Source organism: Nocardia sp. NBC_01009 (assembly GCF_045208035.1).
In the GTDB taxonomy this organism is placed as follows: Bacteria; Actinomycetota; Actinomycetes; order Mycobacteriales; family Mycobacteriaceae; genus Nocardia.
Map to the genome: position 1 here is coordinate 5067143 of NZ_CP108695.1, position 15016 is coordinate 5082158.

The window sequence follows — 15016 nt, forward strand, 5'->3', positions numbered from 1 at the left end:
TTGTGCTTGCCGTGATATTGAACGAGATGCAAATTGGGTCGAATTGTACCGAAGCGGCCTCGAACGCCTCCTGGGAATTGGTGAAATCTACGGAGTAAGCGATGGACCAGCGGCTTTCAGAAGCTAGATATGGACTTCGATTATCCGTGGCTCCACTGTTTAATTTCACAAAAGTAAGTGCAGGTCCAACGCATTTCGACTGATCTTGCGCCGCATTTGTCTGCATTCGACGATGCTGATTCGGGCTCGCTAGTCGATGGTTCGGCTATTCTATTGCCTGATTTATCGCCCACGGGGCGCCGCATCCTTAAAGGTCGTCTTTCCGGCTCGGCGGGACTCATGCACCGTCCTGGCGCACAACGGTCTCCCGCCCAAGCGAGTGCACTACTCTCCAGAACTGATGATCTGTTCGATATTGCGCTCAGCCAGCGCGCTGATCGTCAACGACGGGTTCACTGTTCCGGTGCTGCCGGGCACAGCCGCCCCGTCCATCACGTATAGGCCTCGATAACCGCACACCCGACCGTACCGGTCTGTTGCGCGTCCGATCACTGCGCCGCCCAACGGATGTGAGGTGAATGAGGCGTCCCCTCCCAAGACTGGTAGGGCGATCGTCGGGCAGTCGCAGGCCGCCTTGTCGTTGACTTCCTGCGCTCGTGCGAGGTAGCCGGCAGCGCCGTTTTCAGGCCACTGCAGGTTCACCCGCCCATCGGTCGGGTTGTAGACGAACCGGCCGCGGGTGTCGTCGAGCACTATGCCCAGCGACGCGAGAGTGCCGATGTCAAAAGGCGTTGCGCCGGGGATGAACCAGTTCTCCAGCGACACAGGTGCGCCCGCCTCGTCCAGAATCCGGCTCGCGGACGGCGTGCCCTGCAGACCCACGTCCAACGAGCCGAGCGGCCGTGCCAAGCCGACATCACCGTTGCTGCCCCAGCCTTCGCCGATGTGCTCGTTCAGGTTCGGCAGCGCGCCGGTATCCCGCGCGCGCACCAGCAGCTCGGAGGTGCCGATAGAGCCTGCACCGAGGAACAGCTTGTCGCAGGTCAGCGTCCGGATACGGAGCACCTCACCGGTAGGTGCGAGTTTGGTCACGGTAACGGTATAACGACCCGCCGCTCCCGATTCCTTGGCGATGGCGTCCACGCGGTGGCCGGGGTAGATCCGCGCAACGCCGGTGTCCTCGGCATAGCGCAGGTAGTTCTGATTCAGATCGAACTTCGCGCCGTTGGAATTGCCGAGGTTCGAACAGCCGACCGTCGCCGACGGCGTCGATCGTCCGGCCAGTTCGTCGCGGACGACGTTCCAATTCCAAAGGCCGTCGATGTGCTGCGGCATATAGCCGGCCGCGCGGAACTGATCGTCCCAGGCCCGCGCGTGTGCGAACGCGACAGAGTGATAGATGTCGTCCGGGATCGGGCTCGGCCGCAGCATATTTCGGACCCTGGGGTAGTAGACGTCATGCATCTCGCGGTAGTCGACCACGCCGCCGAACACATGGTCGAAGAACCGCTGCTCCGGCTCGATCATCACCCCGGTGAACACCACCGAGCCGCCGCCCACACACGCTCCGCGCCACACATCGATGCCTGGGTAGCTGGAAACGTCGAGGACACCGCCGAACGGATCGAACGACATGGGGATCCTGGTCACGCCGGTAAAGGTGGTGCGATGCCAGAAGCCGCGGCCATCCGGAATCGTGTCGACGGCGAAGATGTCGCGCCACAGATCATTCGGCCAGCGTGACCCACGCTCGAGCACCGCGACCTCGGTCCCGGACTGCGCCAAGCGCAGCGCGGTGATCGACGCCCCGAACCCAGATCCGACGACGATCGCAGGCACGTGGTCGGCCGGATCCGGCAGCGGCGCGAAGATTTCCGGCACCAGTGCGCGGTATACCGACGCGTTCGGGTTCAGGCCGTAGTCGTCCGCCCACGCCGGGGACCCGGCCGTCGCAAGTGTACTTCCACCCGCAAGACCCAGCATCGTGGCGGCCAGGCCGACGCCCTTGACGAAACCGCGCCTGTCCATCGTGCCCCGCACGTGATCTGAACGTCGCTCCATCACATCCCCAAATCTCTTGGTGATTCGGAAAACTCGGTAACGCGCGAGCTGGTGGCCGGTACCTGGCGATGATTATGGCGATGTGCATCGTCGGGGGTTGCTGATCCCGGCAAAGTCCGTTCTACCACGCTACCTGCGAGCCAGGACCACAAGCCGGAGTCGGTCCGTTCGACCACCGTGTCGGCCATACGCAGCGCCTTCCGGCCCCTCCGTCACCCTCGCGGACGGAGACTAGCCGAAGATTAGCCGACGGTGCCGTCGGCGGCGCTCTACCATAGGGAAAGTCCAGCGTGGGAGGTGACAATGTTAACGCGCGCGTGGATTCGGTGGCTGGTCCTGCATCGCCTGGCAAGGTCCTATCTCGTGTGGTCGGCGCGTCGGGGCGATCCCCTCGCGCAGATCCTGGCCGGTCCGGATCGCGGGCTCGGAGCGCCTCGATCGATCGAGGAGATCCGGCGGCGGGGACGGATGCCAACGATATCGAGGGTTCGTGTGACCGCGGACCATGAACTGTGCCGACTGATCCTGCGGGACCGTCGCTTCGGCGTGGTCACGCCCAACAATCGAGCCCTGCCGAAGCCGATCCGCTGGGTGCTGACCAAGACCGATCTGGAACTTCCCAACCTCGCGGAACCGCCCTCGATGCTGGTGACCGATCCGCCCGAACACGCCCACTACCGACGCCTGGTCGGGCAAGCATTCACGCCGAAGGCGATAGCCAAACTGGGGGAACGGGTTGTCGAAGTAACCGATGACCTGCTCGAACGCCTGAAATCGACGCCTCGACCGGATCTGATCGACGACTTCTCCGCGCAGTTGCCCATCGCGATCATCGCCGAGATTCTCGGGTTGCCCGCCGACATGCATTCGACCATGTTGAAGTGGGGAGATACCGGTGCGCCGCTGCTCGACCGAGGCCTGACCTGGACCACTTTCCGCCGCGCCATCGAAGACCTGGCCGAGGGGCAGCGGTACTTCGAACAGCACATCGCCGGGCTCAGCGCCGGACCGGGCGATGATGTGCTCAGTATGCTGGTGACAGGTGGCGAGCTCACCCGCCGCGAGCAGGTGGCCAACGCGGCCCTGCTGCTGGACGCCGGATTCTTGACGACGGTGAACATGCTCGGCAATGGAATCGCCCTGCTGACAAGCCATCCGGACCAGTTGGACATGCTGACGGCGCGGCCAGAGCTGTGGCCGGGGGCGGTCGAGGAGATCCTGCGCTACGACGGTCCCATACGGATAACCGGCCGGATCGCGAGCTGTGACGTCGACATCGCCGATCAGCATGTCAAATCCGGTTCCCTGGTCCTGCTGTTGCTGGCGGGCGCCAATAAGGACCCCACCGTCTTCCCCGATCCCGAACGATTCGATGTGACCAGGGCCAACGCCGCGGAACATCTATCGTTCAGCAGCGGGGTGCACGGCTGCCTGGGGGCCAGCCTTGCCCGACTGGAAGGCGCCGTCGCACTGCGCGCGCTCTTCGAGAGGTACCCGGATCTGCGTCTGGACGGCCCGCCGATCCCACGTGGCCTGGTGAATCTGAACAGCTACCGCTCGATGCCCGCCAAACTATCTGCCGACTAGCTGTATGAGGCCGTGACGTCGGTGGCGCAACGCGGGGTCCGGTCGTGCCCTGTGAAGGAGGGCCGATTGGGGGAATAACGTCAGCTCACGGGCGATGGAAGTACGTCATGGCGCGTAGTTCGGAATGTGACCGTAGACGGATGTCTCCAGCCTCGCCAGCGGCCTACCGTTTTGTCATGACGTGGAATGAAGTGAGCAATAGCAAGTACGCGCGGCTGACTACTTTCAAGAAGGACGGCACTACAGTCGGAACTCCGGTCTGGGTGGCGCCGGACGGCGACCGTATCGTGGTGTGGACCAACCCCGACACCTGGAAGGTCAAGCGCATCCGGCGCAATCCGGATGTCACGGTCCAGGTGTGTGATAACCGCGGTCGCACCGGTGGCGGGGAGGTCCTCGCCGGGACTGCCGAGATTCTGGGCCCCGAGGGCACCGAGCGAGTGCGCGACCTCGTCGCTGACAAATACGGCCTGCTCGGCAAACTCGCCATCCGCGGGCACAAGCTGATCAGGGGCGCGGATCGGTCTGTCGGCATCGTCATTACACCTCGCGCCGTCGCTGGGGAGTAAGGGCTCGCCGGTGCCGCGATGCGGGAGCCCATGCTCTCGGCAGTTAGCGGGGCCACGCGACACAACAACGCCGGTATCTGTTTCTTGCGGGCAGTAGCCGCGCCCAGAGGCGGTTAGAAGCGCCACGATGACGGTGTGGGTCCTGCGTTCGAGCTCGCGCCCAGGGTCGTCAAGCGGATTCGGCGAGGCCGGCTGAGCGCCAGGTGTCGGCTAGTTCTTCCAGGGGAATGTCCAGAACCGCGGCGACGGACACGATGGTGCCGAAGGCGGGGGTGGGGAGGCGGCCGGTTTCGATCTTGCGGAGGGTTTCCGGCGAGATTCCTGCTGCGGCAGCGGTTTCGGTGAGGTCGCGGTCCGCGCGAGCGGCGCGCAGCCGGGTGCCGAGGCGGCGACCGGCCTCGACCTGTGCGGGCGTCAGTGGGAGGCGAACCATGACATCAGCGTATGAGCGGTATTTAAATACCGCAAGTGGGTGGTATTAAAATACCGCACCGGCTAGAGTGGTATTAAAATACCGAACGGAGCAGGTTGATGGTGGAACTGAAGAGTCGCGACGAGATTGCGCGGATGCGAGTCGCGGGGGAGTTCGTCGCGGAGATCCTGGCAGAGCTGCGGCAGCGCGCGCAGGTCGGTATGAACCTTCTGGACCTGGAAGCTATTGCGCGGGAACGGATTCGGCAGCGGGGCGCGGAGTCGTGCTACTGGGATTACGCGCCGTCGTTCGGGCGGGGACCGTTCCGTAACACCGCCTGTTTATCGGTCAATGACGCTGTGCTGCACGGGCTTCCGTTCGACTACGTGCTGCGTGATGGTGATGTGCTGAGCATGGATCTGGCGATCGGCGTCGACGGTTGGGTGGCGGATTCGGCAGTCAGCGTGATCGTCGGCAGGGCCGCGCCGGCGGATGTCCAACTGGTGCGGGCCACGGAGGAGGCCTTGGTCGCGGCAATCTCAGTGGCGTTGCCCGGCAATCGGATCGGAGATATCTCGGCCGCGATCGCGGATGTGGCGCATGGCTACGGGTATCCGGTGAACACCGAATTCGGCGGGCATGGCCTCGGGCGCACCATGCACGAAGACCCGCACATACCGAATGCGGGGCGCGCCGGGCGCGGATACCGGCTTCGGCCGGGGCTGACGATTGCCATCGAGCCCTGGTTCGCGGCCACGACCGACCAGATCTACACCGATCCCGACGGTTGGACGATTCGGTCGGCCGATGGCTCGCGCACCGCGCATTCCGAGCACACCGTGGCGATCACTGCCGATGGACCGGAGATCCTGACGCTGGTCGGATGACGGGCGGCTCAGGTCAGCTTTCTTCGGATAGCCAGTCGGCCAGATCGGTCGCCGCGCGCAGTTCTTTCGCTACCGACGTGCGCTCGGCCTCGGAAAGCTTCATCGCCCGCAGTTCGGTGCGGCACCGTTCGCCACGGGCGGATTCGTTCGTGGCAACGGACAATTCGATCAGCGCGGACAGTGCCGTGCCTTGTCTGCGGGGGGGGGGGGGCTTCGGCGCCGAATCGTCCGAGTCCGACCTCGAGTACGCGGATGGCGGTCTTGTCGTCGTTCTTGAAATCGCGCAGGATTCGCGCGTTGTTCACAACCCGTGCCAGGCCTTCGAGCTCACGCGAACCGCCGTACTCGACCTCCATCGGTTCGTCGCGCTGGATGTAGATCACGAAGTTGCCCACCGGGTCGACCATTGTGAACCTGCTCTGGCCGGGCCGGAATCGGGTGATGCGCGGGCAGCCCTTCGCGGGAACCTTGCCTGTGATGAAAGGAGCTCGTTCATGTCGGCTGTGCGGCTGCTCGTCCTCGGTGTGATGCGGTTGCGTCAACCCACCTACGGCTATGCGGTGCGCCGCGAATTGTTGTCCTGGCGTGCGGAAACGTGGACGAACGTCAAACCGGGCTCGATCTATCACGCGCTCAGGCAACTGACCCAGGAAGGCAAACTCAGCGCCTTCGGGACCGAGGGCAGCGATCAGGGCCCTGGCCGCACCCTGTTCGAAGTGACCGAAGCCGGCGAGGCAGAGTTTCGCGCGCTGATGGACGAGGCGCTGGTGAGCATCGACATGGAAGAACTCGGCGCCGCGATCGCGTTCATGGACACGCTGCCGCGTGCTCACGTCGTCGAGAAGCTGCGCGAACAGCGCCGCCGCAGCGAAGCCGTCCGCAACGACCTGCTCGCCATGATCCCCTCGTTCCCCGGCCGCTACGAACCACCACACGCCACCGACCTGCTCGAACTGTGGAGCGGAGTGTTCGGCCACCTGGCCGGGTGGACCGGCGGCCTGCTCGAACGGTTGGAAGCGGGCGAATACCGGATGCCCGACCGACCGAATACGCTGCCCTCATGACGAACACGCTCGGGGCCGTCGGCAAGGCGGATTACGTTCTGCTGACAACGTTCCGGAAGGACGGCACACCCGTCGCCACCGCCGTGTGGGCGGCAGCCGACGCAGGCAAGCTGTATGTGTGGACGGTGACCGACAGTTGGAAGGTGAAACGGCTGCGCCGCAACCCGGCCGTCACGGTGCAGCCGTGCAGCGCCTCGGGCAAGCCGCACGGCGAGGTGATCGAGGGCACCGGGCGGGTGCTCGATGCGGAGGGCACCGAGCGGGTCCGCAAGCTACTCAAGAAGAAGTACTGGCTGCTCGGCCCGCTGGTAATTCTCGGAAGCACCCTGCGCCGTGGCAAAGCGGCCACCATCGGCATCGAAATCACACCCGTCGCCTGACCGTCCCTGGGCGCGGTCGGATGATCAGCCGCCGACCATTGCCCGCGTCGGTCAGGTCGCCTGACTGACCGAAGACATGTGGAAGTCGGGAATTCGCAACGGCGGCATGGCCGTTCGGGTGAACCAGTCCTTCCATTCGCGGGGGAGCGTGGTCTCGGTCGCACCCGCTTCACTGACGCGGCGCAGTAGATCGATGGGGCTCTCGTTGAAGCGGAAGTTATTGACAGCGGCGGTGACTTCCCCGTTCTCGACGAGGTAGACGCCGTCACGAGTGAGCCCGGTCAGCAGCAGTGTGGCCGGGTCGACCTCGCGGATGTACCAGAGTGTGGTGAGCAGCAGGCCGCGTTCGGTGCGGGCAATCATATCGTCGAGATCGGCGTCGGAGCCGCCGGTGAGCAGCAGGTTCTCGGCGGGCAGCGTGGTGGGCGCATCGAATTCGGCGGCGGTGGCGCGCGGATAGACGAGAGATTCGATGACGCCGTCGCGCAACCAGTCGACCCGCTGTGCGGGCATGCCGTTGTCGAAGACCGAGAGCGCCTCCGAGGAAGCGGATGTCGCGACGAACGGACGGTATTCGAGACCACCGGCCCACGGGTCGGAGTACAGGGTCAGCGGAATGTCGGTGAGCCGCTCACCGATTCGGGTGCTGCCCGCGCGGGCAAAGGCGGTGTGACCCTCTTGCGCGCCGCGGCCCTGCATCTCCCAGGCCATGTAGATCATCAGGTCGGCGACTGCCGAGGGCGGCAGCAGGGTTTCGTAGCGGCCCGCGGGCAGCTCGACGCGCCGCTTGGACCAATCGAGGCGACGTGCGAGTTCGGTGAGCAGGCGGGGAATGTCGACATCGGTGAAGTCCGCGGTGCCGACACCGACCCAGGCGCTGGCCAGATCGGCCCCCTCGCCGCGTTTTCCATTGATCTCCACCGAACCGGTGGGCTGCACGAACCGGCGTCGGATACCGGTCGAGGTGCCGAGCCAGGTGGTGTGGATCTGGTGGTGGGCGAAACCGTAGAGGCGATCAGTACCGTCGAAACCCTTGGACAGGTCGCGGGCGAGAGCGGTGAAAACCTCGATGCCGGTGCTGCCCGGCGCCGCCGCCCAGTCGGCTGCGTCGTCGACGTCGGGGGTGAGCAACGGCATCGCGTCTTTGGCGGGTTCGGCGGTGTGGGCGGCCGCCTCGCTGGCACGCACCATGGCCTCGATGTCCTTCGGGTCGACACTGGTCGAGCTGATGCTGCCGACCCGCGCGGAGTTCGGTCCGTCTCGGAAGACCGAGATCACCGCCCAGTCGCGGGAAATCGAGGAACCGTTGGTGGTCATCGAATTGCCTGCCCACCGCAGTGAAGCCTCGTTGGCGTCGGTGACGATCACTATTGCCTCGTCCGCGCGCGAGAGGGCGAGCGCCTGCTCGACGACCGCGCCCGCGGGCATCAGGCCGGTACCGATCGCGTTCACTGGCCCGCCTCCGTCCGGGTGTTGAGAATGTTGATGCCGCGCACCAGAATCGACGGGCAGCCGTGACTGACCGCCGCGACCTGACCCGGCTGGGCCTTGCCGCAGTTGAACGCACCGCCGAGCCGCCAGGTGGACGGTCCGCCCACCGCCTCCATCGAGCCCCAGAAGTCGGTGGTCGTCGCCTGGTAGGCGACGTCGCGGAGCTGGCCGTCGAGCTTGCCGTCCCGGATACGGAAGAACCGCTGGCCGGTGAACTGGAAGTTGTAGCGCTGCATGTCGATCGACCACGACTTGTCGCCGACGATGTAGATGCCGTTCTCGACGCGCGAAATGAGTTCTTCGGTCGTGGTGTCGTGGGTGGGATCGGGTTGTAGCGAGACGTTGGCCATGCGCTGGATCGGAACATGGTGCGGCGAGTCGGCGTAGGAGCAGCCGTTCGAGCGGTCCAGCCCGAGACGCGGAGCGAACACGCGGTCGAGTTGGTAGCCGACGAGGACGCCGTCACGCACCAGATCCCAGCGCTGCCCGGCAACGCCTTCGTCGTCGTAACCGACGGTGGCAAGACCGTGCTCCTGGGTGCGGTCGCCGGTGACGTGCATGATCGGGGTGCCGTACCGCAGGGTGCCGAGCATGTCCGGCGTCGCGAACGAGGTGCCGGCGTAGGCGGATTCGTAGCCGATGGCGCGGTCGTATTCGGTGGCGTGGCCGATGGACTCGTGGATGGTCAGCCACAGGTTGGTCGGGTCGATGACCAGATCGGTGGGGCCTGCCTGCACGGTCGGGGCTTTCACCTTCTCGGTCAGCCACCCGGGGATCTGTGCGAGCTCGCCGCCCCAGTCCCACGTGCTGTCCGTGCCGGTGAGGTACTCCCAGCCGCGTCCCGCGGGGGGCGCGAGGGTACGCATGGTTTCGAAGACGCCGGCCGCGGAATCGACGGTGATCGCCTCGAATTGCGGATACAGCCGTACCCGCTGCTGGGTGATGGTCGAGCCCGCGGTGTCGGCGTAGAAGGTCTGTTCCTTGACCTGCAGCACCGAGGCGGTGACGTGGTCGACGCCGTCGGCGGCGGATAGTCGGCCCGAATAGTCCTGCAGCAGCGCGACCTTGTCCGTGGTCGACACCGCGAAGGGGTCGATGTCATAGGACGACACCCATCGCACATTGTCGTAGCGGGGCTCCGCGGCAAGCTCGACGCGCTCACGGTTCAGCGCGCGCAACGTCGTTGCCACCGTCACCGCGCGGCGGGCCACCTCGGTTGCGGCCTGTGGGGTGAGCGCGGCGTGCGAGGCGAAGCCCCACGTGCCATCGACCACCACGCGGACCGCGAAACCGAGATCGGTCGCATTGGTGATTGCCTCCACTCGGCCGTCTCGCAAGCGGATCGACTGGGTGACCAGCCGGTGCACTCGCAGATCCGCGTGCTCTGCCCCCGCCGCCTTCGCCGCGGACAACGCGGCATCGGCGAGCGCGGTCAGCGGTAGCGAAAGGAACTCGGCGTCCACATCCTTGGAAGTCGCGATGCTCACCCGGACCAACGTAGTCGCTCCCCTCGCTACAGTGGCGCAGCACCGCAAATACACGCCGTGCGAGTATGCCTACGGCGCAATGTTGCATGAACTGCAAAGCGGCACACGGTGCTTGCGCGGTGCCCCGTATCGCGACCGCCCAAAACGCTTGAATGGGTGAATGTTCGGCTGCGCCCTGGCGAACCGCGACGCACGGTTCGGAGGTTCGTTGCTATCGGGAGTGCAGGCTGCAGGACGCCGCGCCGGTCGTCGCAAATCGGGGTGGATGGGGCTTCGACCATCGCAAATGGGTAACGGCACGCGCGAAGCCGTCGCCTACCGTACCCAAGTCGCCAAATGCCGTACTGTGCCCGCGTGCCGCCATCCGCCCTCCGCGATCGCAAACGAGACCGTACCCGCCGCGCCCTCCTCGAGGCAGCCGTCGAACTATTCGAGAATAGAGGTTACGAGGAAACGACGGTGGCCGACATCGCCGCCGTGGCGGAGGTCGGCACCCGCACGTTCTTCAATTACTTCGCGAGCAAAGAAGAACTGCTGTTCCCCGAGCAGGACGAACGCGTGCGCGCGGCGGTGGCCGCGATCTCAAGCCGTCGCCCCGGCGAACGTCCGGTGGAGGTGCTGCTGCGTGCGCTGCGCGCGGCGGGCGACAATCCCGGCGAACATCTCGTCGACGATCTGAGCGCGCGGATCGCCGCATTGCGCGCACAGGTCTCGCGGATCGTGCCTGCGGTGAGCGGGCGTGCGGCGCACGCACAGTTGGTCGCCCAGCGGGAGATCGCCAGGCAACTGCATCACGCGTTTCCCTCGGAACTGGACGAGGTCGGCGCCGCGGCGTTGGTCGGTGCGGTCGTCGGTGCTGTCTCCGGTGCGCTCACCGTGCTGTTCCAGAGTCCGCACGCCGGTGCGGAGGACGGCGAGCGACTGCACCAGCACATCCACGAAACGACCTCGCGGGTGCTGCAACCCTGGCTCGCCTCGAACTCCACCATGCACGCCCATCCGGTCGGCTGAGCACTGCGCTTCCCGCGTCAGCCGAATTGCTGCCAGCCCAACCGAACCACCATCACGATCACCACCACGAGCAGCACGATCCGCACGAACTCCGCGCCCTTGCGTAAAGCCATGCGCGAGCCGGCGATCGCGCCCGCCACATTGCACACGGCCATGGCTGCGCCGAGCCCGAACATGATGTGACCGGTCACGCCGAAGAAAATCAGCGCGCCGACGTTCGACCCGCAGTTGATCACCTTCGCCATCGCCGCAGCGCGCACGAACTCGGTGCCGAGCAGCGTCGCGAAGGTGATGATCAGAAACGTGCCGGTGCCCGGTCCGAGCAGGCCATCGTAGAAACCGACGAGCCCGGCGGCCAGCGCGACCACCAAGATGAATTTGCGCCGCGTCGGCGGATGCGTCGCGATGGTGACACCGATCGCGGGGCGCAGGGTGACGAAGACCGCGACCCCGACCAGCACCACCATCACGATCGGAATGAACAGGTCGCGGTCGATGAGGGAGACCGCGGCAGCACCGGCCGCGGCGGCCACCGCGGCGATGCCCGCGGCGGGCAGCAGTACCCGCCAGCGCATCGGAACCTTCCGCGCGAAGGTCGCTACCGAGGCTCCTGTGCCCGCGACGGCCGCGAATTTGTTTGTGCCGAGCGCGGTTTGCGGCGTGATCCCAGGCGATACCAGGAACAGGGTCGGCAAGATGATCAATCCGCCGCCACCGACCACCGCGTCGACCCAACCCGCGGCCGTAGCGGCAACCAGTAAGGCCGCCCAGTCTGTAAAATCCACGCAGTCAGGAAACCAGACGGGCCCGGGTCGGATCGTCGGCACCCATGTGCTGCGGCGGCCGACCTGCCGCTTCGCGCGTATCTCCCGAGCGTTCGCCATGCGGGAGCTGGGATCGCCGAACATGCCCGAGCCGCGGTCGGCCGCATCGATGAGATCGGCGGAAGCGCTGGTCTGAGCGCGTCGGGCCGACATGCGAGGAAGGTCGAACCGGCCCGCCGAGCTGATCACGGGCCGGACGACACGCGGGATCTCCCGATCGGCCCACCGAGTGTGTCCGACCCCGACATAGGCTGATATTTGTGCGCCGATTCAGTCTGTGGCTTCGCGGTAGGCCCCTTGTCGCGGATTCGGCGCTGGCCATGGCGTTGTTGCTGCTCGAGGTGCTCGGCGTGGCCAATTCCGATCACAAGCTCGCCTACCTCGGCATCGGGGTGCTACTGCCCGGTCCGGTGGCCTTCCGCCGGCTGTATCCGCGTGCGATGGCGGCGGCGATGCTGGCTCTGTCGATCACCTCCACGGTGGTCGGATATTTGGCCGAGGACAAGGCCGACCACATCGCACTGTTCGGGCTCGGCATCATGCTCTACACACTGGTCGCCTATGTCGGCCGCCGCGAGGGTCTGTGGTTCGCCGCTGGACTCGCGGTGGACAGCAGTTTTTCCTTCCTGCTGTTACACAAGCCCGCGGGCAGCGACGCCATCTTCACCGCGATGTTTTTCCTGCTGTGCTGGACGCTCGCGGAATTCATCGGTGCACGGCACGCCTATGACACCGAGGTCGCAGCACGACTTGCGGTCGCCGACTACGACCGGGAACGGCGTGCGCACGACGCGGTGTCCTTCGAACGCACCCGTATCGCGCGTGAACTCCACGACGTCGTCGCGCACGCGGTGAGCGTGATCATCGTGCAAGCCGACGGCGCGAGGTACGCACTGCGTCGCGACCCCGACGCCGCCGAGCAAGCCCTCACCACCATCGCAGGCACCGGCCGCGAGGCACTGCGCGAACTGCGCCGCACCGTCGCGCTGCTGCGTATCGAACCAGCGCTCGAGCAGGTGCCGCAGCACGGGACCGCTGGCATCGCCAAGCTCGTCGAGATGATGCGCGGCACCGGCCTCGCTGTCGAACTAGAGCTGACCGGGGAACTCGACACCATCCCGCCCGAGGTCAGCCTCGGTGTGCACCGCATCGTCCAGGAATCACTGACCAACACCCTGCGCCACGCAGGCCCGCACCCGAAAGCCTGGGTCCGGGTGCTGCGGCGGGAGACCGACGTCCTGATCGAGGTCACCGACTCCGGCGGTATCCCGGTCCAGGACCCGAACGGCAACGCGATCAAGGGCGGCGGTATGGGGCTGGCCGGAATGCGTGAACGCATTGCCGTCCTCGGCGGCACCCTCGAAACGGGCCGCGCTACCGACGGCGCCTGGCGCGTGTGCGCGACTATTCCGCTCGACATCTCCGACGAGACCTGAGGCTGAGTCGGAATCATCCAGCAGTGCAACGGCTTTCGTGATGGGGCAGGCGAGACTGCCGGTCCGGGAAGGAAACAGGGTGGCACGGGATCGGAAGGTGGGCGAAGCGGGACCGGCCGGGGTGGACCCGCAGGGACGATAGATTGGGCAGGTGCCGATCACTGTTCTCGTTGTCGATGACCAGGAACTCATGCGCATGGGGTTGAAGATGGTGCTGGGTGCGCATCCCGACATCGAGGTGATCGGAGAGGCCGAGAACGGCGCCACGGCGGTGTCACGAGCCAAGGAGCTGCGGCCGGATGTGGTGTTGATGGACGTGCGGATGCCCGTCGTCGACGGTGTCACCGCGACCGGGCGGATCGTCGACGCGGGCGACGGCTGCCGAGTGCTGGTGATGACGACGTTCGATCTCGACGAGCACGCTTTGGGGGCGCTGCGGGCGGGGGCGAGCGGCTTCCTGCTCAAGGACACCCCACCCGAGGATCTGATCTCCGCCATTCGCAGCGTGGCGGCGGGGGACGCGGTGGTGTCGCCCAAAGTGACCAAGCGGCTGCTGGATCGGCTTATTGCCGACGACCCGGGCGGGATGCGTGACCCCGGTGTCCTCGACGTGCTGACCGCGAGGGAGCGTGAGGTGCTCGAGCAGATCGCCGCCGGTCGCTCCAACGCGGAGATCGCCGAGCAGTTGTACCTTTCGGAGGCGACCGTCAAGACGCATGTGGGCCGGGTGCTGACCAAACTCGGACTGCGCGACCGAGTCCAGGCCGTGGTGCTCGCATACGAGACCGGACTGGTTCGTCCTGGCGGGTGATCTGGGTCAGCAAGCGGCAGATCTCAGCAAGCTATCAGCCCGGTTCGGGAGAAAATCCGGGCTGTGGTGCGTTGGATCGGGTAGATCGTCCGAAAGGATCGCCATGCCTGCCGTGTTGTTCGTGCTCTATGTGGTCGTCGAGATCGCCGCGCTCATCGGCGTCGGCCAGTTGATCGGTGTCATGCCCACCATCCTGCTGCTGATTGCGGGATCGGCCCCGGGCATGCTTCTGTTCGGCTTGCAGGGCAGGCGGGTGTTCGAGCAGTTCCGCCGCGCAGGCCGCGGTGAAATCGCCCCCGGCACCGCGGCTGCCGATGGCGTGCTCGTCGCCGTCGGCGGCTTGCTGATGTTCATCCCGGGCCTTGTCACCTCGTTGTTCGGTCTGCTTCTGCTGCTGCCGCCGACCCGCTTCCTGGTCCGGCCCGTGGTGACCGCGTTCGGTGCGCGCCGCTTCGGCCGCTTGGCCGCGGCGATGCCCTACCGCGGTGTCGTCATCGACGGTGACGACATCATTCGCCGCGACGATGTCGTCGACGGTGTCGTCGTCACCGAGTGGTACGACGACGGACGGACCAGCACTCGCCGCGCGATCGACCGCGGCTGACCGATCGCGCTCGCGCCCCCGAAGGGCATGCCGTGGCCTAAGGTCTACGGACATGTCTGATCCGGAGTCACTCGCACAGGTCCGCTCTCGCATCGATGCGATCGACGCGGACCTTGTCCGGCTCTTGGCCGACCGCCAGCAACTGGTGCGCATGGCCGCCACGCACAAGACCGATGAGCACGCGGTGCGAGCGCCCACCCGGGTAGAGCAGGTAGTCGCCTTGGCGCGGGAGCGCGCCGCCGCGGCGGGGTTGGCGCCCGCGGTCGCCGAATCGGTATGGCGGGCAATGATCGGCGCCTTCATCGAACTCGAACTGGCGGAGCAGGCCGCGATTCGCGACCGGGTCGCCACGTAGCGCTTGCTGCCGCTGGGCACCCGCCTACTTCCGCACG

The 15016-nt window shown here is 66.0% G+C and carries 16 protein-coding genes; 10 read left to right on the forward strand and 6 right to left on the reverse strand.

The window, feature by feature from the left end; genetic code table 11:
* Positions 1-384: 384 nt before the first annotated feature.
* Positions 385-2028, reverse strand: a complete 1644-nt coding sequence (locus OHA42_RS22590) for a GMC oxidoreductase (protein ID WP_406229859.1) — start codon at positions 2026-2028, stop codon at positions 385-387.
* 336 nt (positions 2029-2364) lie between these two features.
* On the opposite strand from OHA42_RS22590, the gene OHA42_RS22595 reads away from it, so the two are divergent.
* Together OHA42_RS22595 and OHA42_RS22600 are read left to right on the forward strand one after the other, a co-directional pair.
* Positions 2365-3648 carry a cytochrome P450 gene (locus OHA42_RS22595; RefSeq protein WP_406229860.1) on the forward strand — a complete coding sequence of 428 codons (1284 nt, stop codon included), beginning with the start codon at positions 2365-2367 and terminating at the stop codon, positions 3646-3648.
* Between the two features lie 176 nt (positions 3649-3824).
* Positions 3825-4217, forward strand: a complete 393-nt coding sequence (locus tag OHA42_RS22600) for a PPOX class F420-dependent oxidoreductase (protein ID WP_406229861.1) — start codon at positions 3825-3827, stop codon at positions 4215-4217.
* Between the two features lie 169 nt (positions 4218-4386).
* On the opposite strand, the gene OHA42_RS22605 is transcribed toward OHA42_RS22600, so the two are convergent.
* On the reverse strand, positions 4387-4650 hold the full coding sequence (locus tag OHA42_RS22605; protein ID WP_406229862.1) for a helix-turn-helix transcriptional regulator: 264 nt from the start codon (positions 4648-4650) through the stop codon (positions 4387-4389).
* Between the two features lie 98 nt (positions 4651-4748).
* Between OHA42_RS22605 and map the strand changes: the two genes are divergently transcribed.
* Entirely contained in the window at positions 4749-5516 is a 768-nt protein-coding gene (map, locus tag OHA42_RS22610; protein ID WP_406229863.1) for a type I methionyl aminopeptidase, read from the forward strand.
* 13 nt (positions 5517-5529) lie between these two features.
* Here the strand turns inward: map and OHA42_RS22615 are convergent, their stop codons facing one another.
* Complete coding sequence (locus OHA42_RS22615; protein ID WP_406229864.1) at positions 5530-5679, reverse strand: hypothetical protein; 150 nt, start codon at positions 5677-5679, stop codon at positions 5530-5532.
* 331 nt (positions 5680-6010) lie between these two features.
* Here OHA42_RS22615 and OHA42_RS22620 point away from each other — a divergent pair, with 331 nt between their 5' ends.
* Entirely contained in the window at positions 6011-6580 is a 570-nt protein-coding gene (locus OHA42_RS22620; protein WP_406229865.1) for a PadR family transcriptional regulator, read from the forward strand.
* Positions 6577-6960 carry a PPOX class F420-dependent oxidoreductase gene (locus OHA42_RS22625; RefSeq protein ID WP_406229866.1) on the forward strand — a complete coding sequence of 128 codons (384 nt, stop codon included), beginning with the start codon at positions 6577-6579 and terminating at the stop codon, positions 6958-6960. Before OHA42_RS22620 ends, OHA42_RS22625 begins: the two co-directional genes overlap by 4 nt.
* 51 nt (positions 6961-7011) lie before the next feature.
* Here the strand turns inward: OHA42_RS22625 and OHA42_RS22630 are convergent, their stop codons facing one another.
* Complete coding sequence (locus OHA42_RS22630; protein WP_406239545.1) at positions 7012-8388, reverse strand: metallopeptidase TldD-related protein; 1377 nt, start codon at positions 8386-8388, stop codon at positions 7012-7014.
* A 20-nt stretch (positions 8389-8408) separates the two neighbouring features.
* Entirely contained in the window at positions 8409-9938 is a 1530-nt protein-coding gene (locus OHA42_RS22635) for a TldD/PmbA family protein (protein ID WP_406229867.1), read from the reverse strand.
* Between the two features lie 459 nt (positions 9939-10397).
* Here OHA42_RS22635 and OHA42_RS22640 point away from each other — a divergent pair, with 459 nt between their 5' ends.
* A complete protein-coding gene (locus OHA42_RS22640) occupies positions 10398-10949 on the forward strand; it encodes a TetR/AcrR family transcriptional regulator (protein ID WP_406229868.1) in 552 nt (183 codons plus the stop codon).
* Between the two features lie 17 nt (positions 10950-10966).
* Here the strand turns inward: OHA42_RS22640 and OHA42_RS22645 are convergent, their stop codons facing one another.
* The gene (locus OHA42_RS22645; protein WP_406239547.1) at positions 10967-11734 is read right to left on the reverse strand and encodes a sulfite exporter TauE/SafE family protein; all 768 of its coding nucleotides are present in this window, start codon (positions 11732-11734) and stop codon (positions 10967-10969) included.
* A 299-nt stretch (positions 11735-12033) separates the two neighbouring features.
* On the opposite strand from OHA42_RS22645, the gene OHA42_RS22650 reads away from it, so the two are divergent.
* From OHA42_RS22650 to OHA42_RS22665, 4 genes are all read left to right on the forward strand, one after another.
* Entirely contained in the window at positions 12034-13209 is a 1176-nt protein-coding gene (locus OHA42_RS22650) for a sensor histidine kinase (RefSeq protein ID WP_406229869.1), read from the forward strand.
* A 151-nt stretch (positions 13210-13360) separates the two neighbouring features.
* Entirely contained in the window at positions 13361-14020 is a 660-nt protein-coding gene (locus tag OHA42_RS22655; RefSeq protein WP_406229870.1) for a response regulator, read from the forward strand.
* Positions 14021-14123: 103 nt separating this feature from the next.
* Complete coding sequence (locus OHA42_RS22660; RefSeq protein WP_406229871.1) at positions 14124-14624, forward strand: FxsA family protein; 501 nt, start codon at positions 14124-14126, stop codon at positions 14622-14624.
* A 52-nt stretch (positions 14625-14676) separates the two neighbouring features.
* The gene (locus OHA42_RS22665) at positions 14677-14979 is read left to right on the forward strand and encodes a chorismate mutase (RefSeq protein ID WP_406229872.1); all 303 of its coding nucleotides are present in this window, start codon (positions 14677-14679) and stop codon (positions 14977-14979) included.
* Positions 14980-15016 lie beyond the last annotated feature (37 nt).